Here is an 18750-nt window from a genome sequence, read left to right on the forward strand (position 1 = left end):
CCCGCCCAGTCTCGGCCCAGCCCCCCGCCCGGCCCCCGCCCAGCCCCGGCCCAGCCCTCACCCGGGCCCCGGCCCAGCCCCCATTCGGGCCCCGCCCAGCCCCGGAGACGGCGCGATGTCCCCCACGAACCCGGCCGGATACGCTGTGCGGCGTGCGCGTACTGGTAATCGGCTCCGGCGCCCGTGAGCATGCACTCGTCCTCGCGGCGTCCGGCGACCCCACCGTCACGGCCCTCGCTTGCGCGCCCGGCAACGCCGGGACCGCCGCCGTCGCCGAGCAGCTCGGCGTCGAAGCCGCCGATCCTGATGCGGTTGCCGGGCTCGCCAAGAGCTGGCAGGCCGATCTCGTCGTCGTCGGGCCCGAGGTGCCGCTCGTCGCCGGGGTGGCCGATGCCGTGCGCAAGGCCGGGATCGCCTGCTTCGGACCCTCGGCCGCCGCCGCGCGGATCGAAGGGTCGAAGGCCTTCGCGAAGGACGTCATGGCCGCCGCGAACGTGCCGACCGCTCGGTGCGAGGTGGTCGACAACCCCGCCCGTCTCGATGCCGCGCTCGCCCGGTTCGGGCCGACCTGGGTCGTCAAGGACGACGGGCTGGCCGCCGGCAAGGGTGTCGTCGTCACGCCGGACATCGACGTCGCGCGCAAGCACGCCATCATGCTGCTCGACGGCGGGCACCCGGTCCTCCTCGAGTCCTATTTGGACGGACCGGAAGCCTCGCTGTTCTGCTTCGTCGACGGCAACACCGTCGTCCCGCTGCTGCCCGCGCAGGACTTCAAGCGCGTCGGCGACGGCGACGCCGGCCCGAACACCGGTGGCATGGGCGCCTACGCGCCGCTGCCGTGGGCGCCCGAAAACCTGGTCGACGAGCTGGTCGAGACGGTCGTCCAGCCGGTCGCCGACGAGCTGGTGAACCGCGGTGCGCCGTTCTCCGGCCTGCTCTACGCCGGCCTCGCGCTGACCTCCGACGGCCCGCAGGTCATCGAGTTCAACTGCCGCTTCGGCGACCCGGAGACGCAGGTCGTGCTGGCCCTGCTGCGCACGCCGATCGCCGGCCTCATGCACGCCACCGCCACCGGCAAGCTCGCCGAGCACCCGCCGCTGGAGTGGTCGGGCGGCGCGGCGGTCACCGTCGTCATCGCCGCCGACGGCTACCCGGGCAAGCCGCGGACCGGGGACGTCATCACCGGGGCCGAGCTGGAAGGCGTCCTGCACGCCGGCACCCGGCGCCGGGACGACGGCGCCGTCGTCTCCTCCGGCGGCCGCGTGCTCTCGGTCGTCGGCACCGGCAAGACGCTCAAGTCGGCGCGCAAGCACGCGTACGAAACCGTCGGCAAGGTCCACCTCGCGGGCTCCCACCACCGCACGGACATCGCGCTGAAGGCGGCGAACGGCGAGGTCGGCGCCCCGACGGCGAAACAGCGCGCCTGATTCCACGGATCGGGGGAACCGGCCGGGCCCGCTCTTCGTCCAAACTCAGGCTGCTGTCACGTCCGCGTTGGTAGCCTCGACGGGAGCCGGCCGGTCACTGTCCGTATGACGTCAGGGGAGAGCATGTCAGGACCCTCGTACGACAGCGTTGTTCCGGGGCTTCGCCCCGGGCCGGGGGCTCCGCCACCCGGACCCTCGTATGACCTCAGCTCAGCCGTCCCCGTGGCGCCGGCGGCCGCGGACGTCCTGGTCCACCCGGACAAGCTCCTCGACGTCGCCCGGATCGTCGAAGAGCAGGCCAACGCCCTCGAAGACCAGCTGCTGACCCGGCTCGGGCAGCTGCGGATCGACGCGCCGTCCGCCGACGTGATCAGCACGCAGTCGATCCAGGCCTGGAACACCCTGATCGCCGACGGCGACCGTTCCTACGCCGGGCAGGTCCGCGAGTACGTCGCCGGCCTCAAGCGCCTGGTCGAGCAGCTGCGCACAGCCGCGAAGGACTACAAGGTCAGCGAAGAGGAGAAGGCGGCGGTGTTCGGTGACCGCGGCAAGCACGGTGCGTAACGGGATCGCCGGAAGCGTGCTCGCGATGGCGGCGCTCGCCGGCTGCTCCGCGGGCACCGAAGGCACGCCGTACCCCGTCGAGACGGCCGCCACGGCCGCGTCGCAGAGCGCCAAGGCCGCCCAGCTGCCGCAACGGCCCGCCGACCTGTCGCTGCAAGGCGTCAACCTGTGCGAGATCTTCCCGCAGGTGCAGCTCGACGCACTCAAGATCACCAGCGTCCCGCGCACGGCTCCGGAGCAGGACGGCCCGGTGTGCGTGTTCGACGCCGACGGCGCCGAGCCCGTGCACTCCTACCACGTGCGGGCCGTGCCGGCGGACCTCGACCAGTGGATCACCGGATCCCGCAAGAAGAACAGCATGACCACCGAGCCGAAGACCATCGGTGGCTACCCGGCGCTGACGAACTACCGCGCGGCCGGCGACCCGGCCGACTGCGAGACGCTCGTCGGCGTCGCGAAGGGACAGACGCTGGCCGTCCAGACCTTCGCCATCACCCGCGGCCGGCTCACGCGGCCGCAGCTGTGCGACATGTCGGCGCACGCCGCCGACCTGGCGTTGCAGACCCTGAAAGCACGCAACTAGGGAGGGCGCGTGGAATTCTCCGAGCTCGCGGCCGGGATCCAGAACCACCGGTTCGACGGCTGGACCAACACCGCGATCGCCGACCAGATCACGCGGATGATCAACGGCGACGGCACCGGCAGCATCGGCACCGCCGTCGACGCGCTGAAGGCCGTCGCGACCGCGCTCGCCCACACCGACGAGACGCTGCGCGCGCAGCTGCTCGAACTCGGCGTCGAATGGAAGAGCCAGGCCGGGGGCGCGGCCAGCCAGGTGCTCACCGAGCAGGCCGGCTTCTCCCAGGACGCCACCACGAAGGTCGCGCACGCCGCGGAAATGGTGTTCGAGCAGGGCGAGGCGTTCAACCGGACGAAGTACAAGCTGCCGGACGCCGAGACGGTCCGGAAGGGCGCGGGCGGCTTCACTCTCACCGACGGCGTGCTGATGAGCCTCATCGGCTTCGAGACCGACCACGCCCGGCAGGTCGAGGCCGCGAACGACGCCAAGGCCCAGGCGCAGCAGGCACTGAACGAGTACGCGCAGCAGAGCGGCACGAACCTGCTCTCGACGCAGGCGCTGTCGGACCCGGAGTCGCTGAAGCTGGCCGCCCCCGGCGTCACGACGGGCGTGCTGGACGTCGCCGGCGCCGCGGTCGCGGTGACGCCGGACGGCGGCGTGAAGCCGGCTTCGGACAAGGTCCGGTCGGTGCGCGTCGAGCCGCCGGTGGTGCAGCCGGTGTCCCACACCGTGCACGCCGATCCGCCGACCCCGGTCTACGGTGTAGCGGCCCAGCAGCAGCCCGCCCGCTCCGCACCGCGGCAGGCGCCGCGCCAGACCAGCGCCGCCTCGGCCTCGGCCGGCGCGCCGCCCGTCCAGCACACGACGCCGAGTTCGTCGACGACGCCGTCGGGCGCGAAGCCGCCGGCCTCCCAGCCCGGCCCGGGCTGGGTCCACACCCCGGGCCACACCCCCGGCCGCGGCCCGGCCGGCGAACAGCCCGGCCGCTTCACCCCCGGCCCGGGTGCCGGGAACCCGGGCGAGCCGTTCTGCCCGCCGGGTGCGCCCGGCGCGCTGCCGCCCGGCTCGGCCCCGGCGACGGCGCCGATCAAGTCGCTCGGCGGCGGGGGCGGCGGCGCGCCCGGTGGCGCGACCGGCATCGACAGCTCGGCCGGCCGCGGGCCGGACGGCTTGCTGGCCAAGGGCCGCACGGTCGGCGCGATGCCGCAGGCCCCGCTCCAGCCCGGCCAGTTCACGGGCGAACGCGGCTTCACGGTGAAGCCCGGCGCGACCCCCGGCGACATCGGCGCGGGCGCGGCGGCGGTCGGCGCCGGCGTGGCAGGCGGCGCGTTGAGCGGCGACAAAGAGCGTGAGCGGCGCGAGAGGAACCAGCCGAAGGGCCCGGTACGGCCGTTGCCGGTCGGCGAGCTGCCCGAGGAGGAAGCCGTCGCCCTGCGCAAGTCGGAGCAGATCAGCCCGAAGCAGAAGCCCGGCGAGACGAGGTTCCTGTCCGAGGCGGCCCCGCAGGAGGAGGACGCCGAGCACGTCCGCCGCTACGGCGTCGACGACCAGGACCTGTTCGCCGACCAGCGGATGGTTTCCCCCGACGTGCTCGGCGACCACGGCCGGGACGGGCGCTGACCGTGTCGCTCGTCCTGTCGGCCCTGGAGTTCGACGTGCTCTGGGAGTCCTTCGATCTGCCCCGTCGGCACGTCGCGCTGGACGTGCCGAGCGAGGGAACCACCCGCACCGAGCGGCTCGAGCTGGTCGAGTCGGCCTGGGCGTCGCTGAGCGAGCGGCGCCTGGCCCGCAACCGGCGGGTGTCCGGCGAGCTCGCCGACCTGCTGCACCTGCTGGCGCGCCCGCAGTCCGCGATCGACGTGTGGGTGTGGGCGGAACGCGAGATCCGCGGCCGCGCGGTCAGCCTGCGCGGCCAGGCGGTGCTGGCGGTGGTGGACAACGGCGAGGTCTGGCTCATCCCGGCCACCGAGGACGGCCTGGCGGAAGCGGCGGTCTCGGTGGCCGGCGACCTGGGCCCGGGCATCGGCCAGACGGTCAGCCTGCCCTACGACGTCGTGAAAGCCGCCGACGCGGCGGCGAAGGGCGACGCGAAGGCACTGGTCACGGCGCTGGAAGACCGCGGGATCCCGTTGTTCCAGGCCCAGGAGCTCTCGGGCATGCTGCTCGGCCAGGAGGCCCGCGGCCAGTTCGGCGCGGAACGCACCTCGCGCGACGGCGTGGTGCACCGCGCGGACCGGGTGGTGGCGTTCTTCGACACGGACGCGGGCCGCTACCTGTTCCAAGTGGGCCGCGACGGCGACGGCCGCGAGTGGGCCACGGTCACCCCGGCAGACAACGCCCTGCTCGCGACCCGGATCCGCGAACTGGTGGCGGAGGCCTGATCCCCGCCGGGTGGAAGTTGACCGGGAACCGTACGCGCGCTCCTCGGGAAGTCATAAAGTAAGCGCGGGAACCGTCCTGGTCATGACGACGTCTGAGCAGGCGGAGACAAGTTTCCGAAGGGGATGACGAACCGTGCCTGTCTACGACCCGGAGTCGATGGCCATCGCGGCCCGCCAGGTGGAGAAGCTGAAGGACGAGTTCGAGAAGTCCAAGCAGAAGGTCACCGGTCTGGACCACGAGAAGGAAAGCCCCTTCGGCGGCATGGACTCCACCGGCGACGCGCACGGCGCGGTCGGCAAGTTCAAGGACGGCGTGCACAACCAGTTCGACGCCGCGGGCAAGCACATGGAGGCGCTCGGGTTCGCCATGCGCAAGGCCGCCGGCCTGATCGCCGAAACCGACCAGGTCGGCGCGAGCGACCTGAAACTGCACGTCGACAAGTGAGCCTGGGGGCACCAGAGTGGGATTGAACGCGGTCGGCGCCGGAACGCCGGACAATTGGGACGCCTTCATGAAGAAGGTCGACCAGGTCGAAAAGGTCGATTTGGGAAAAATCACCGCGGCGGCCGCGCAATTCCGCGAGGCGGGCAAGAACGCCGGTGACCACAACGCCTCCCTGAAGAGCTCCACCGACGCACTCGACGCACAGGTGTGGGCCGGTCCCGCGGCCGACGAGTTCTTCAGGTACGTCCGCCAGGTCCGCGACGCCGGGACCAAGGTGCAGACCCACCTCGAGGACGTCGCCAAGGACCTCGACGACCTCGCGAAGTCCCTCGAACAGATCAAGAAGAACGTCGGGGACAAGCAGCTCGCCGCGGAAAAGGCGGTCAACGAGCGCAACGCCACGGCCGAAACCCAGATCAACAACGCGCTGGCCGCGGCGAAGAAGGCCCACGACGAAGGCAAGCCGGGCCCCAGCCCCAGCGCCGACGAGATCCTGGCCACCGCGAAGACCGACATCCACAACATCACGGCCGGCTTCGACGGCGACGTCACCGGCCTGCAGACCCAGGCCGACACGGCGATCAAGGCGTCGCAGAAGCTGATGTCCCAGCAGATCGAGGGCGGCTACGACCAGGTCCCGCTGCCGAGCAGTTCGGCGTCGGCCCCCAAGAGCACCGGCGGCATCCACAGCAACGGCTCCTCCCACCACGGCGGCGGAGGCGGCGGCGGTGGTGGTGGGGGCGGCGGAGGTGGCGGTGGCGGCGGCCTCGGCCCGAGCGGCGGCCCGCCTTCCTCGCCGCCGCCGGGGAACGTCCAGCAGTGGATCCAGGAGGCCATGAAGGCGCTCCAGGCCGCCGGTATCCCGGTGACGGACGCGGACATCCCGAAGATCTGGGCGATCATCCAGCACGAATCCGGCGGAAACCCCAACGCCATCAACAACTGGGATTCGAACGCCGCCGCCGGGCACCCGTCCAAGGGGCTCATGCAGTGCATCGACTCCACGTTCAACGCCCACAAGCTCCCCGGGCACGACAACATCTACAACCCGGTCGACAACATCATCGCCGGCGTGCGGTACTCCTTCGACCGGTACGGCAGCCTCGACAACGTCCCGGGCATCAAGGCCATGGCCCACGGGGGTGCCTACCGCGGCTACTAGCCTGGCCCCATGGCCGACCTCGGAGCATTCGCCGGGCCCGCGCTGCGGGCCGGCGTGCCGCCCTTCCACGTCATGGACGTCCTCTCCGCGGCCGGGGCCCGGCAGCGCAGTCACGGTGATCTCGTGTCGCTCGCGGCCGGGCAGCCGTCCGCGCCCGCGCCGAAGCCCGTGCTCGAGGCCGCCCAAGAGGCGCTCCAGCAGAGCACCCTCGGCTACACCGAACAGCTCGGCATCCCCGAACTGCGCGAGGCCGTGGCCGGGCACTACCGGCAGCGGTACGACGTCGACGTCCAGGCGCACGACGTCGTCCTGACCACCGGGTCGTCCGGTGGCTTCCTGCTCGCCTTCCTCAGCGCCTTCGATCCCGGCGCCAAGGTCGCGATGGCGCGGCCCGGTTACCCCGCCTACCGCAACCTGCTCTCCGTCCTGGGCTGCGAGGTCGTCGAGTTCGCCACCACCGCCGAGACGAACTTCCAGCCCACGGTGGCCCTGCTCGACGAGCTCGGCCCGATCGACGGCCTGATCGTCGCCAGCCCGAGCAACCCCACCGGCACCGTGCTGCCGCCCGGGGAACTGGCCGCCATCACCGGGTGGTGCTCGTCGCACGGCGTCCAGCTGATCAGCGACGAGATCTACCACGGCATCTCCTACGGCGCCGAGCTCGACTGCGCGTGGCAGTACGGCCGGGAGCCGATCGTGCTCGGCAGCTTCTCGAAGTACTTCGCGATGACAGGCTGGCGGCTCGGCTGGATGCTCGCCCCACAGCGGCTGCACCGCGCGATCGACGTCCTGACCGGCAACTTCACCATCTGCCCGCCCGCGGTGTCGCAGTACGCGGCCCTCGCCGCCTTCACGCCCGAGGCGTACGCGGAAGCCGACGCGCACGTCGAGCGGTACCGCGCCAACCGTGATCGCCTCTTCGCCGGTCTCCAGCGCATCGGCCTCGACAAGCTCGCTCCCGCCGACGGCGCCTTCTACGCCTACGCCGACGTCAGCGCCTACACCCAGGACAGCCTGAGCTGGTGCCAGCGGTTGCTCGCCGACACCGGGCTCGCCATCACCCCCGGCGTCGACTTCGACCCGGTCGACGGCGGCAAGTACGTCCGGTTCTCCTTCGCCGGCAGCGCCGAGGACATCGACGAAGGGGTCCGGCGGCTGGGAGCCTGGCTGGCCAGGGGGAACCCTGAATAAACCCCGAACGTTGCCCTTCGGAGGGGAGTTTCGCCGCGCCAGGTGGCACTGTGGGGTTATCGAGTCATCGGGCCGGCGGGGCCACGGGGAAACATCGGAGGAACCATGTTCTGGAAGATCGTCGGCGGCCTGATCATCGCCTGGGTGGCGTTCATGGTGCTGGGCGCCGTGATCGGCTTCGTGTTCAAGGCCGTCCTGTGGATCGCCATCATCGGTGGCATCGCCTTCCTCGGCGCGGCCGGCTACAAGGCGCTCACCAGCGGCAAGAAGGACCCCCGGCGGATCAACCGCTACTGAGTCACGGGATCCGCGCCACGCCGCCCAGCGCCGTCCAGTTGACCGGCGTCAGCGGCGTCAGGCGCGGGCCGTCCGGCCACCACAGGTGCGGCGCGGTCAGCCCGGGCTCGAGCAGGTCGAGGCCGTCGAAGAACGACGTGATCTCGGCCCGGGTCCGGTAGAGCGTGTCCAGCCCGATGCGGCCGAAGCGGTCCTGCAGGGACGTCGCGACGGCGGCCGCGTCCGAGCCGTCGTCCGGGTTGTGCGGGTGCAGCAGGAGCAGGTAGGAGCCCGGCGCCAGTGCGCCGACGTAGGACTTGACCACCTGCTGCGCCAGCTGGAGGTCGGCGATGTGGTCGACGACCCCGCACAGGACGAGCCCGGCGGGCCGGTCGAAGTCGATGTACCGCCCGACCCCGGCGAGCGTCTCGCCGGGGTTCAGCGGGTCGGTGCCGCAGATGTGCGTGAAGTCGTTGTCGACGAGCAGGGCTCGCCCGTGCGCCTCCACCACCGGGTCGGCGCCGACGTAGACGACGTGCGCTTCCGGGTTGTACTTCTGCGCCACCTGGTGGATGTTCTCCGCGGTGGGGAAGCCGGACGCGAGGTCGAGGAACTGGTCGACGGCCAGCCGCTCGGTCAGGTAGCGGACGGCGCGCACCAGCCACTGCCGCACTTCCCGCGCCATCGCCGGGGCCTCCGGCGCGACGGTGGTCAGCTGCCGCAGGGCGGCGCGATCGGGCTCGTAGTGGTTCTGCCCGCCCAGCAGCGCGTCGATGACGCGCGGGATGCTCGGCCGCTCGAAGTCGACGTGGGCCGATGGTCGTTCGCTCGTCACCATGCGCACCTACCGGGTGAAGTGTGGGGACGCTCAGCCTAGAACACGCAGATCACGCCGGGTAGGCGGCCGTGCGGTACGGGTGAACTTCTCAGTCCAGCCACGCGCGGGCCGCGTCGGCGCCGTTCCACACGTGGGCGCGGAGCCCGACCGCCCGCGCTCCCTCCACATTGGACTCCCGGTCGTCGAAGAACAGGCAGTCGGCCGGCTCGGCGCCGAGCTCGTCGAGCAGGAGGCGGAAGATCTTCGCGTCCGGCTTGACGCACCGGACGTCACCCGAGAACAGCGTCACGCGGAAGTGCCGCGCCCAGTCCTGCGCGCGGACCCATTCGCCGAACGCGACCGGCGCGTTCGACAGCAGCGCCAGGTTCGCGCCGGCCTCGGAGAGCGCTGCGAGCAGCGCTGCCGAAGACGGTTCCAGGTGACCCCAGCCCTCGACGTCGATGCGGGTCAGCTCGGCCGACAGCGCCTGGTCGACCGGCGTGCCCACGGCGTCGCCGACCGCCTGCCAGTACTCGAGCGGCGTGCTGCCGGCGTCGTAGGGGATGCGGTACTCCCAATACGCCTTCAGGAACTCCGGCAGCGGTGCGCCCATCGCCGCGGCCAGGTCGGGCAGGGCGGCGCTCGGCTTGCTGAGCACGTCGCCGTAGTCGAACACGATCCAGTTCATCGGTCCCCCAGTAGTCGTCACGCGCCGGTCTTGATCCGGCGCAGGGCTTCTTCGACGTCGGTTGCGCTCAGGTCCCGGTGGGTGACGAACCGGACCTTGCCCGCCATCGGCACCGCGCGGATGCCGAGCGAGTCGAGCCAGGCCAGCGCGGTCGGGATGTCGGGCACCTGGGCCAGCACGATGTTGGTGTCCGGCACGTTCGTCGCCCAGCCGTGTTCGGCCAGGCCCTCGGCCAGGCGCCGGGCGTTCTCGTGCGACTCGGCCAGGTCGGGGATGCGGTCCAGCGCGATCAGGCAGGCCGCGGCCAGGACGCCACCCTGCCGGACGCCGCCGCCGAGCATCTGCCGCATCCGGCGGGCCCGTTCGACGAACGCCGCGCTGCCCGCGACGACCGAGCCGACCGGCGCGCCGAGGCCCTTGCTGAAGCAGGCCGAGACGGTGTCGACGCCGACGGTGAGCGCGGCGGGCGGAACTTCGAGCGCGACCGCGGCCTGCCACAGCCGGGCGCCGTCGAGGTGCACGGTCAGGCCCGCTTCCTTGGCGACGGACAGCAGCTGGGCGTGCTCGTCGGGCGGCGTCACCGCGCCGCCGGCCGCGTTGTGGGTGTTCTCAAGGCAGAGCAGAGATGTCCGTAATGTGAAGTACGGCCCGGGTTGTCCGATCGCGGCTGCGAGGGCGTCGGGAGACGGACGGCCCGGGCCGCCGTCGTGCTCCAGGATGTCCGGCATACCACCGGCCAGCCACGCCGCCGAGCCCAGCTCGTTGGCCAGCACGTGCGCGCCCCGGGTGGCGAGGAAGCGGTCGCCGCGCTGCAGGTGCAGGCTCAGCGCGATCAGGTTCGCCATGGTCCCGCTCGGCACCCAGAGCGCGGCCGGCATGCCCAGGACGTGCGCCGCCCGCTCCTCCAGTTCCGCGACCGTGGGGTCGCGCTCGAGGACGTTGTCCCCGACCTCGGCGGAGGCCATCGCCGCCCGCATCGTCTCGTCCGGCCGGGTGACGGTGTCGGAGCGGAAGTCCAGTACGGGCGGGGAGAAGGTCACGGACCGATCACATCACACCCACGTCGTGGGGATCAACGAGGCCCGGAGTGGTCGAACCCGCTCGGTCCGTGCAACCGTGGTGGCCCCTGATTCCGTCCTCCCGGGCGAACGACGAACGAGCGGAGCACGACTGCGCGTGGACCAGCGCGACGAGCAGGAGTTCGCGGAGTACTTCGCCGCCAGGCGGGACGCCGTGCGCCGGACCGCGTACATGCTCTGCGGCGACTGGCACCGGGCGGACGACCTCGCGCAGACGGCGTTCGTGGCACTGCACCGGAGGTGGAAGAAGATCAGGGATCGCGCGGCGACCGACGCCTACGTCCGCAAGACGCTCGTCCGGGCGTCGATCGACGAATCACGGCGTCCGTGGCGGCGGGAGTGGCAGACCGAGACCCTGCCGGAGCCGCCGGACGACACGCCCGGCCTCGACGACCTCGTCGCGACCAGGGAGGACCTGCTCGCGGCGTTGAAGGAAGTGCCGCCCAAGCAGCGGGCGGTGCTGGTCCTGCGGTTCTTCGAAGGGCTCGACGTGACCGGCGCGGCGAAGGCGCTGGGCTGCAGCGAAGGCAACGTGAAGAGCCAGACCGCCCGCGGGCTGGCGAACCTGAGGCAGGTCCTCGAACGGGAGGTGGAGACCAATGGATGAGCAGGAACTGCGCTCGTTGTTCTCCGCCGCGCCCCCGGACGCGCCGTCGCCGACGTTCACCCGCGACGACGTTGTCCGCGAATCCCGCCGACAGACCGTGCGCCACCGGAACCGGATCACCGCCGGGGTGAGCGCCGCCGCGCTGGTCGTCGTCGGGTTCGGCGCGTACGGGATGCTTTCCGGGGGTACACCGAAGTCGATGACCGCGGCGCACGACAACGCCGCGCCGGCGCAAGCGGGACCGGGCTCCGCGCAACCCGGGGACGGTTCGATGCGTCCTCAGGTCGGTGGGGAGTCACCGAACTTCTCGTCCCAGCCACCTCAGCAGGGGGGTGCCGGGGAGGAGAAGACCGGCCAGCTGGCCGAAGGCGCCTCCGGGTGCGAACAGGTGGACGGGGAGCTCGCCATCGCCCTCGCTGGCGAGCTCCCCGGCCACGTCTCCGCCGCCCAGGCCGTCCCGGGTGGCGCCTGTTCGACGGTGTCGCGGTCCGCGGGGTTCCCGGTCCCGGGCGGCGAAGTCGCCGCGGCGGTGTACCCGAAGGGCATCCCGGAGGTTTTCAAGTCCCAGCCGGCCGGCACGGTCACGGCCCGGGTGGGTACCGCGTCCGGCGGGGTGCTGGTGCTGGTCAGCGTGCCTGCGGCCGGAGCGGCGGCGCCGTACGCGGGCGAGGTGGACCGGTTCGCGCGGGATCTCGCGCCCCGCTTCTGAGCCCGGGTCCGCCCGATTGGCAGAATGACCGGCCATGACCGCTGCTGCGACCACCCCGAAGGGGGAGCGACGGCGCGCCGCGCTCGTCGAGGCCGCCGCGAAACTGCTCGTCGAGGGCGGGTTCGACGCCGTGCGGCACCGGGCGGTGGCCGAGCGGGCCGGCCTGCCGCTCGCGTCGACGACGTACTACTTCGACTCGCTGGAAGACCTGGTCACGGCGGCCGTCGAGCATCACTCGAACGCCGAGCTGAACACGGGACGGCGGCGGCTGGAGGAGCTCGCCACCCGCCACCGCGGGGTGCAGGCGACCGTCGACCTGGTGCTGGACATGCTGCTCGGCCCGGAGAGCGGCGACCCGGCGGCCGACGCCGAAGCCGTCCTGCTGCGGTACGAGCGGCTGGTCGCGACCGGTCGCCGCCCGTACCTGCGGCCGCTGATGCGGACGCTGTCGGCCCAGCTCAACGAGCTGCTGACGGAGATCTTCGCCCGCTCGGGCACCCCGGTGACCGCGACCGAACTGGAGCGGCTGGTCGCCCTGGTCGACGGCGCGGTCGTCAACGCCCTGATCGCGGTCGACCCGGAGCCCCGCGCGGCGGCGGCCCGGATGCTCCGGACCGCCCTCGCCGAGTGAGCGGCCTACCGCGTGCGCTGAGCCTTTTCCAAGTCTTCGCCGGCCTTCGTGACGAGGGTGAGCATCGCCTGTTCCGCCGCGACCGCGTCGCCCGCGACGATCGCGTCGAACACCTTCCGGTGGCTCGGCACCGGGTCTTCCGCCGTCGAGGCGCCGTGCACCAGCTTGTCGCGCTCGGCCAGCCCGATCGCGATGATCCGTTCCATCCGCACCAGGAAGTTGTTGTGCGTGGCCGCCATCAGCCGCCGGTGGAAGGCGAGGTCGGCCTGGACGCACGCCTCCGGGTCGTCGCCCGCGGCGGCCATGTCGGCCAGCGCTTCCCGCAGTGACTCGACGTCCTCCTCCGACGCGCGCCCGGCCGCGAGCCGGGCGGCGGCGGGTTCGACGACCGCCCGGACCTCGGTGAGCTCGTCGAGCAACGCGGGATCGTCGGCGGCCGCGGTCTGCCACCGCATGACGTCGGCGTCGAGCATGTTCCACTTCTCGCGCGGCTGGACGAAGGTGCCGCGCTTCTGGCGGGCGTCGATCATGCCCTTGGCGGCCAGGACCTTGAGCGCTTCGCGCAGCGCGGTCAGGCTGATGTCGAGCTCTTCGCGCAGCGCGGGCAGGTCCAGGACGGTGCCCTCACCCCACTCCTCGGAGAGGATCCGGCTGGCCAGTGCCTCCACGGTCTGGCCGTGCAACCCGCGTGGCCGGTGTTCGGTCAAGGGAGGGCCTCTCAGCTGGCAGATCGGGACCGCATTATGAGAACAGGGCAGCGCCCGGCGTCAAGGCAGGGAAACCGGCAGCACGAACGTCGGTGACCCCGTCGGGTAGTACCGCAGCTCCGCCTCGCCGGACGCGGTCAGCGTGAACGCCGTGATCGCGTCCTCCGACTGCGCGGCCACGTAGCAGGTGCCGTCCACCAGCGCGAAGTGCCGCGGGTTGGCGCCGCACGGCTGGTCCGCCACCGCCGCGGCCTCGTCCAGCGCGAACTCCGTCACGCAGTCCGGCCCGCGGTTCGACACGTACAGGCGCGAGTCGGCCAGCTCCAGGTGCGCCACCAGGTTGGGCCGCACGGACGACAACGTCGAGGGCGTCGACGCCACCACCTCGAACGCGCCCGGTTCCTTCTCGCGGACCGTCACCAGCGTCCCGGCCAGCTCGCCGACGACGTACGCCAGGTCCGTGCCCGGCCGGCGCACCAGCTGACGCGGTCCCGTGCCCGGCGGCAGCGAAGACACCGCCAGCGGCTCGAGGGAACCCGAGGACGTCAGCGTGTAGCTGCGGATCTCGTCCGTGCCGAGGTCGACCGCGCTGACGATGGACCCGTCCGGCGACGGGACCGCCATGTGGACGTGCGCCGCTTCCTGGCGGTCGGTCACCGGGCCGCTGCCGCTGTGCCGGACCAGCGCCGTCCGGGACTCCGGCGTGCCGGACGAAGACAGCGAGAACACCGCCACGCTGCCGCCGGTGTAGTTGGCGCACAACAGGAACCGGCCGTCCGGCGTCACCGCCAGGTGACACGGGTGCGCGCCGCCCGTTTCCGCCGTGCCCAGCACGGACAGCTCACCCGACGGGGAGATGGCCAACGCCGTCACGCCGCCGTCGGTGGTCTCGTTGGCCGCGTACAGCACCGGCAGCGAGGGGTGGCGCACCAGCCATGACGGCGACTCCAGCGGCAGCGAAGCCACTTCGCGCAGCGAGCCGGACGACGACCGCGAAAGCGTCGTGATCCCGGTGCCGTTCCCCGCATCGCCGGTGTAGCACCCGACGAAGACCAGCTCAGCCATACACGCTCCTCACAGATCCGGGCGATCACTTCCGCCGGGAGGCAAGCCTGGCACGTCCGCCGGATCCGCGGCAGCGCCGATCCGTGTCCTCTTAAATTAGTATTACTCTGACCGAGAGTGGACGGGAGGGGCGATGCCCACAGCGGTGGTGACCGGAGCGGCGTCCGGGATCGGGGCGGCGACCGCGCGAAGGCTGATCGAGGACGGCTACCGCGTGCTGGGCGTGGATATCGCCGAGCTGCCCGACGGCGTCACGCCGGTCCGCGGTTCGGTGGGCGACGAAGCGACGTGGGCGGCCATCGGCGAGGTGGACGCCCTGGTGAGCAACGCCTACGTGCCCAGCACCGGGCCGCTGCACGAGATCGACCGGGCGGAGTGGCAGCGCCAGCTCGACGTCAACCTGACCGGCGCCTACCTGGCCGTGAAGGCGTGCCTGCCGTCGCTGCGGGAACGGCGTGGCGCGATCGTGCTGGTCTCGTCGGTGCACGCGCACTTCGGCCTGCCGGGGCACCCCGCGTACGCCGCGAGCAAAGGCGCGCTCGTCGCGCTCGCCCGGCAGCTGGCCGTCGAATACGCCCCGGAGGTGCGGGTCAACTCCGTGCTGCCGGGACCGGTGCTCACCGAGGCCTGGAGCCGCATCTCGCCCGAAGACCGCGAACGCAGCGCGCGGGCGACGCCGGCGGGCCGCCTCGGCCGGCCGGAGGAGGTCGCGGACGTGATCGCGTTCCTGCTCTCGGCCGCCGCGTCGTTCGTCACCGGGGCCGAGCTGACCGTCGACGGCGGCTGGTCGGCCGCCAAGGATTCCGCGTAGAAACGAGGGCACGGTGAAGATCACCGCGATCGAGACGTTCCTGGTCGCGCCGCGCTGGCTGTTCCTCAAGGTCAGCACGGACGAAGGGATCAGCGGCTGGGGCGAGCCCGTGGTCGAGGGCCGCGCGGAGACCGTGCGCGCGGCCGTGCACGAGCTGTCCGAGCTGCTCCTCGGCCAGGACCCGCTGCGCATCGAGGACCACTGGCAGGTGCTGCGCCGCGGCGGGTTCTACCGCGGCGGCCCGGTGCTCTCCAGCGCGCTCGCCGGCTACGACCAGGCGCTCTGGGACATCGCCGGCAAGGTCCGCGACGCGCCGGTGCACGAGCTGCTCGGCGGCCCGGTCCGCGACCGCGTCCGGGTCTACAGCTGGGTCGGCGGCGACCGCCCGTCCGGCATCCGCGACGCCGTGACCGCCCAGGTCGAGGCCGGGTTCACCGCGGTGAAGATGAACGTCGCCGGCCCGCTGGCGGCGATCGCGACACCGGCCGAGGCCGACGCGGCGGTGGCGCGGGCGTGGGAAGCGCGGGAGGCGCTTGGCCCGCACCGCGACCTCGCGATCGACTTCCACGGCCGCGTCTCGCCCGCGATGGCCCGCCGGCTGGTGCGGCTGCTGGAGGACGTCCAGCCGATGTTCGTCGAGGAGCCGGTGCTGCCGGAGACGCAGGGCGACGCGCTGCGCGCGGTCGTCGAGGCGGCCACCGTGCCGATCGCGGTCGGCGAGCGGCTCTACTCGCGCTGGGAGTTCAAGCCGGTGCTCGACGCCGGCGTCGCGGTGGTCCAGCCCGACCCGTCGCACGCGGGTGGCATCTCGGAGCTGCGGCGGATCGGGGCGCTGGCCGAGTTGTACGGCGCTTCCCTGGCGCCGCACTGCCCGCTCGGGCCGATTTCCCTGGCGGCTTCGCTGCAGGTCGCCTTCGCGACGCCGAACTTCCTGATCCAGGAACAAAGTGTGGGCATGCACTACCACGAGGGGCGAGAGCACGGGTACCTCACGGATCCGTCGGTCTTCGCCTTCCAGGACGGTTACGCGGCCCGGCCGCTCAAGCCCGGTCTCGGGATCGAAGTGGACGAAGAAGCCGTTCGCCGGGCGGACGAGATCGGGCACACCTGGCGCTCACCGGTGTGGCGCCACGACGACGGGGGCTTCGCCGAATGGTGAAACCCCGGGCCACTACCGCGCTGACCAGCGCAGGTATCGTGAGGGCGTGACGGACAAGCCCCGCATTCCGAACGTGCTCGCCGCCCGCTACGCCTCGGCGGAGCTGGTCTCGCTCTGGTCCCCGGAGCAGAAGGTCGTCCTGGAACGGCAGCTCTGGCTGGCCGTCCTCAAGGCGCAGAAGGACCTCGGGGTCGAGGTGCCCGACGGCGTGGTCGAGGACTACGAGCGGGTCCTGGAGAACGTCGACCTGGAGTCGATCGCCGAACGCGAACGCGTCACCCGCCACGACGTCAAGGCGCGGATCGAGGAGTTCAGCGACCTCGCCGGGCAGGAGCACATCCACAAGGGCATGACCTCGCGCGACCTCACCGAGAACGTCGAGCAGCTGCAGCTGCTCCGCTCGCTGGAGCTGGTGCGCACCCGCGTCGCCGCCGTGCTGGCGCGGCTGGCCGCCCTCGCCGTCGAGCACACCGACACGGTCATGGCCGGGCGCTCGCACAACGTCGCCGCGCAGGCCACCACCCTCGGCAAGCGGTTCGCCACGGCGGCCGACGAGCTGCTGGTCGCCTTCGAGCGGCTCGACAACCTCATCGAGCGCTACCCGTTGCGCGGCATCAAGGGCCCGGTCGGCACCGCGCAGGACATGCTCGACCTGCTCGGCGACGAGTCCACTTTGGACCGGCTCGAGGACCGCGTGATGCAGCACCTCGGCTTCAACCGGCGGTTCGTCAGCGTCGGCCAGGTGTACCCGCGCTCGCTCGACTTCGACGTGCTGTCCACTGTGGTCCAGCTCGCCGCGGCGCCGTCCAGCGTGGCCAAGACGATCCGGCTGATGGCCGGCCACGAGCTGGTCACCGAGGGCTTCAAGCCCGGCCAGGTGGGCTCGTCCGCCATGCCGCACAAGATGAACACCCGCTCGTGCGAGCGCGTGAACGGCCTGGCCGTCGTGCTGCGCGGCTACCTGTCGATGATCGGCGAGCTGGCCGGCGACCAGTGGAACGAGGGTGACGTCTCCGACTCGGTCGTCCGCCGCGTCGCGCTGCCGGACGCGTTCTTCGCGCTCGACGGCCTGCTGGAGACGTTCCTCACGGTGCTCGCCGAGTTCGGCGCCTTCCCGGCGGTGATCGAGCGTGAGCTCGATCGCTATCTGCCGTTCCTCACCACGACCAAGGTGCTCATGGCGTCCGTCCGCGCCGGCGTCGGGCGTGAGACCGCCCACGAGGCCATCAAGGAGCACGCGGTCGCCGTCGCGCTCGAGATGCGCGAAGGCCGCGCCGAGAACGACCTGCTCGACCGGTACGCCGCCGACGAGCGCATCCCGCTCGACCGTGGTGAGCTGGACAAACTCCTCGCCGACCGGATCTCGTTCACCGGGACGGCCGGGCGCCAGGTGGCGCAGGTGGCCGACCGCGTGGCGCAGGTCCTCGAGCGCTTCCCGGACGCGGCGGGGTACGTCCCGCAGCCGATCTTGTGAGCTGACGCACGCGTCCACGGATTGGAACGAATCCACTCGAACGGGCGAAATCCCTAATCTCGATCGCACGAAACCGGAGCGTCAGGACGTCTACCCAGTGACCTGACGTGCTTTCCTCGCGCCTTTGGCGCGCCGACCTCTGGAAGAAGCGATGAGATCCACGCTGTCGAAAATCGCCGCGGCCGTCACCGCGGGCGCGTTGACGCTGACCCTGGCCGCGTGCGGCGGGTCCGGCACCTCGGCCGCGGGCCAGCCCCTGCGCGTCGGGACGCTGAGCGACGCCCCGCCGTCGATCTACCTGGAAAACGGCCGGTTCACCGGCTACGACAACGAGCTGCTGCGTGACATCGCCAAGCGTGAAGGCTTCGAGGTCGAGTTCGTCGGCACTGAGTTCTCCAGCCTGCTCGCCGGCGTCGCGGGCGGCAAGTTCGACATCGGCAGCTCGACGATCTCGAGCACCGAGGCGCGCAAGAAGACGGTCGCCTTCTCCAACGGCTACAACACCGGCTTCACCACGGTCGTCACGGCCAAGGGCGCGAACCTCAAGGAGGTTGCTTCGCTGGGCGGGAAGCGCCTCGGCGTCGTCCAGGGTTCGGTGCAGGACGAGTTCGCGGGCAAGGTCGCCGGGGCCCAGGTCGTCCGCTTCCCCGACTACAACGCGGGCTTCGCGCAGCTGAAGAACGGCACGCTCGACGGCTGGGTCGTGCCGCAGGACATCGGGCAGAAGTACCTGGACCAGAACCCGAATGTCCCGCTCGAACTCGGGTACACCGCCGAGGACAAGGACACGCCGTCGGCGTTCGCGGTGGCCAAGACGAACCCGGACCTGCTGAAGAAGCTCAACGACGGCTTGGCCAAGGCCATCGCGGACGGCACGGTCGCCCGGATCTACGGGCAGTTCTACAAGACCACGCCGCTGTCGAAGCAACTGCAGCCCGGCGGCCCCGGCCTGCCCGTGAAGAACCTGGATGCGTGAC

Annotated in this window: 21 protein-coding genes; 16 read left to right on the top strand and 5 right to left on the bottom strand. The window is 71.8% G+C overall.

All coding sequences use genetic code 11. The annotated features are described in order from the left end of the window. Positions 1 to 152: 152 nt before the first annotated feature. The 9 genes from purD (at position 153) to DV20_RS01640 (ending at position 8047) form a co-directional block, all read left to right on the top strand. Positions 153 to 1427 carry a phosphoribosylamine--glycine ligase gene (gene purD / locus DV20_RS01600; RefSeq protein ID WP_043775706.1) on the top strand — a complete coding sequence of 425 codons (1275 nt, stop codon included), beginning with the start codon at positions 153 to 155 and terminating at the stop codon, positions 1425 to 1427. Positions 1428 to 1649: 222 nt separating this feature from the next. After that, positions 1650 to 1991 (top strand): hypothetical protein, encoded by a 342-nt coding sequence (locus DV20_RS01605; protein WP_043775709.1) that lies wholly within the window; start codon positions 1650 to 1652, stop codon positions 1989 to 1991. A gap of 16 nt (positions 1992 to 2007) precedes the next feature. Next, positions 2008 to 2574 carry a DUF3558 domain-containing protein gene (locus DV20_RS01610; protein WP_043776037.1) on the top strand — a complete coding sequence of 189 codons (567 nt, stop codon included), beginning with the start codon at positions 2008 to 2010 and terminating at the stop codon, positions 2572 to 2574. Between the two features lie 9 nt (positions 2575 to 2583). Continuing rightward, entirely contained in the window at positions 2584 to 4191 is a 1608-nt protein-coding gene (locus tag DV20_RS01615; protein ID WP_043775711.1) for a PPE domain-containing protein, read from the top strand. A gap of 2 nt (positions 4192 to 4193) precedes the next feature. Beyond that, complete coding sequence (locus DV20_RS01620; RefSeq protein ID WP_043775713.1) at positions 4194 to 4952, top strand: ESX secretion-associated protein EspG; 759 nt, start codon at positions 4194 to 4196, stop codon at positions 4950 to 4952. Between the two features lie 133 nt (positions 4953 to 5085). Then, positions 5086 to 5397 carry a hypothetical protein gene (locus DV20_RS01625; protein ID WP_043775715.1) on the top strand — a complete coding sequence of 104 codons (312 nt, stop codon included), beginning with the start codon at positions 5086 to 5088 and terminating at the stop codon, positions 5395 to 5397. A gap of 16 nt (positions 5398 to 5413) precedes the next feature. Beyond that, positions 5414 to 6559 (top strand): transglycosylase SLT domain-containing protein, encoded by a 1146-nt coding sequence (locus DV20_RS01630; RefSeq protein WP_043775717.1) that lies wholly within the window; start codon positions 5414 to 5416, stop codon positions 6557 to 6559. A gap of 9 nt (positions 6560 to 6568) precedes the next feature. Then, positions 6569 to 7750 (top strand): pyridoxal phosphate-dependent aminotransferase, encoded by a 1182-nt coding sequence (locus DV20_RS01635; protein WP_043775718.1) that lies wholly within the window; start codon positions 6569 to 6571, stop codon positions 7748 to 7750. 105 nt (positions 7751 to 7855) lie between these two features. Further along, positions 7856 to 8047: a hypothetical protein gene (locus DV20_RS01640; protein WP_043775721.1), complete on the top strand. Its 192-nt coding sequence runs from the start codon at positions 7856 to 7858 to the stop codon at positions 8045 to 8047. A gap of 1 nt (position 8048) precedes the next feature. On the opposite strand, the gene DV20_RS01645 is transcribed toward DV20_RS01640, so the two are convergent. The 3 genes from DV20_RS01645 to DV20_RS01655 all read right to left on the bottom strand — a co-directional run bounded on the left by DV20_RS01645 (position 8049) and on the right by DV20_RS01655 (position 10571). After that, positions 8049 to 8864 carry an SAM-dependent methyltransferase gene (locus DV20_RS01645; protein WP_043775723.1) on the bottom strand — a complete coding sequence of 272 codons (816 nt, stop codon included), beginning with the start codon at positions 8862 to 8864 and terminating at the stop codon, positions 8049 to 8051. A gap of 88 nt (positions 8865 to 8952) precedes the next feature. Beyond that, on the bottom strand, positions 8953 to 9531 hold the full coding sequence (locus tag DV20_RS01650) for an HAD family hydrolase (RefSeq protein ID WP_043775726.1): 579 nt from the start codon (positions 9529 to 9531) through the stop codon (positions 8953 to 8955). Between the two features lie 17 nt (positions 9532 to 9548). After that, the gene (locus DV20_RS01655; protein ID WP_043775728.1) at positions 9549 to 10571 is read right to left on the bottom strand and encodes a threonine aldolase family protein; all 1023 of its coding nucleotides are present in this window, start codon (positions 10569 to 10571) and stop codon (positions 9549 to 9551) included. A gap of 136 nt (positions 10572 to 10707) precedes the next feature. Between DV20_RS01655 and DV20_RS01660 the strand changes: the two genes are divergently transcribed. Genes DV20_RS01660 through DV20_RS01670 form a run of 3 tightly spaced genes read left to right on the top strand, consistent with a single transcriptional unit; the run spans position 10708 to position 12557 of the window. Then, on the top strand, positions 10708 to 11217 hold the full coding sequence (locus DV20_RS01660; RefSeq protein WP_043775730.1) for a SigE family RNA polymerase sigma factor: 510 nt from the start codon (positions 10708 to 10710) through the stop codon (positions 11215 to 11217). Further along, the gene (locus DV20_RS01665) at positions 11210 to 11926 is read left to right on the top strand and encodes a hypothetical protein (protein ID WP_043775732.1); all 717 of its coding nucleotides are present in this window, start codon (positions 11210 to 11212) and stop codon (positions 11924 to 11926) included. Before DV20_RS01660 ends, DV20_RS01665 begins: the two co-directional genes overlap by 8 nt. Positions 11927 to 11960: 34 nt before the next feature. Then, positions 11961 to 12557: a TetR/AcrR family transcriptional regulator gene (locus tag DV20_RS01670; protein WP_043775734.1), complete on the top strand. Its 597-nt coding sequence runs from the start codon at positions 11961 to 11963 to the stop codon at positions 12555 to 12557. Between the two features lie 5 nt (positions 12558 to 12562). Here DV20_RS01670 and DV20_RS01675 read toward each other — a convergent pair whose 3' ends face one another. Both DV20_RS01675 and DV20_RS01680 read right to left on the bottom strand, forming a co-directional pair. Beyond that, complete coding sequence (locus DV20_RS01675; protein WP_043775736.1) at positions 12563 to 13264, bottom strand: FadR/GntR family transcriptional regulator; 702 nt, start codon at positions 13262 to 13264, stop codon at positions 12563 to 12565. A gap of 60 nt (positions 13265 to 13324) precedes the next feature. Then, positions 13325 to 14329, bottom strand: coding sequence for a lactonase family protein (locus DV20_RS01680; protein ID WP_043775738.1), 1005 nt, complete (start codon positions 14327 to 14329; stop codon positions 13325 to 13327). Between the two features lie 133 nt (positions 14330 to 14462). Between DV20_RS01680 and DV20_RS01685 the strand changes: the two genes are divergently transcribed. From DV20_RS01685 to DV20_RS01700, 4 genes are all read left to right on the top strand, one after another. Further along, a complete protein-coding gene (locus tag DV20_RS01685; protein ID WP_043775739.1) occupies positions 14463 to 15140 on the top strand; it encodes an SDR family NAD(P)-dependent oxidoreductase in 678 nt (225 codons plus the stop codon). A 13-nt stretch (positions 15141 to 15153) separates the two neighbouring features. Beyond that, the gene (gene dgoD, locus DV20_RS01690) at positions 15154 to 16299 is read left to right on the top strand and encodes a galactonate dehydratase (RefSeq protein ID WP_043775740.1); all 1146 of its coding nucleotides are present in this window, start codon (positions 15154 to 15156) and stop codon (positions 16297 to 16299) included. 46 nt (positions 16300 to 16345) lie between these two features. Beyond that, positions 16346 to 17773: an adenylosuccinate lyase gene (gene purB / locus DV20_RS01695; protein ID WP_043775743.1), complete on the top strand. Its 1428-nt coding sequence runs from the start codon at positions 16346 to 16348 to the stop codon at positions 17771 to 17773. 151 nt (positions 17774 to 17924) lie between these two features. After that, a complete protein-coding gene (locus DV20_RS01700; protein WP_043775744.1) occupies positions 17925 to 18749 on the top strand; it encodes a substrate-binding periplasmic protein in 825 nt (274 codons plus the stop codon). Position 18750: the final 1 nt, after the last annotated feature.

The sequence above is a fragment of the Amycolatopsis rifamycinica genome (assembly GCF_000695625.1).
Lineage (GTDB): Bacteria > Actinomycetota > Actinomycetes > Mycobacteriales > Pseudonocardiaceae > Amycolatopsis > Amycolatopsis rifamycinica.

Bases quoted from the DNA above. Each gene is read 5' to 3' on its own strand.
- DV20_RS01680 (WP_043775738.1), bottom strand. From the start codon at position 14,329: ATGGCTGAGCTGGTCTTCGTCGGGTGCTACACCGGCGATGCGGGGAAC.
- DV20_RS01685 (WP_043775739.1), top strand. From the start codon at position 14,463: ATGCCCACAGCGGTGGTGACCGGAGCGGCGTCCGGGATCGGGGCGGCG.
- DV20_RS01665 (WP_043775732.1), top strand. From the start codon at position 11,210: ATGGATGAGCAGGAACTGCGCTCGTTGTTCTCCGCCGCGCCCCCGGAC.
- DV20_RS01640 (WP_043775721.1), top strand. From the start codon at position 7,856: ATGTTCTGGAAGATCGTCGGCGGCCTGATCATCGCCTGGGTGGCGTTC.
- DV20_RS01635 (WP_043775718.1), top strand. From the start codon at position 6,569: ATGGCCGACCTCGGAGCATTCGCCGGGCCCGCGCTGCGGGCCGGCGTG.
- DV20_RS01650 (WP_043775726.1), bottom strand. From the start codon at position 9,531: ATGAACTGGATCGTGTTCGACTACGGCGACGTGCTCAGCAAGCCGAGC.
- DV20_RS01670 (WP_043775734.1), top strand. From the start codon at position 11,961: ATGACCGCTGCTGCGACCACCCCGAAGGGGGAGCGACGGCGCGCCGCG.
- DV20_RS01645 (WP_043775723.1), bottom strand. From the start codon at position 8,864: ATGGTGACGAGCGAACGACCATCGGCCCACGTCGACTTCGAGCGGCCG.
- DV20_RS01700 (WP_043775744.1), top strand. From the start codon at position 17,925: ATGAGATCCACGCTGTCGAAAATCGCCGCGGCCGTCACCGCGGGCGCG.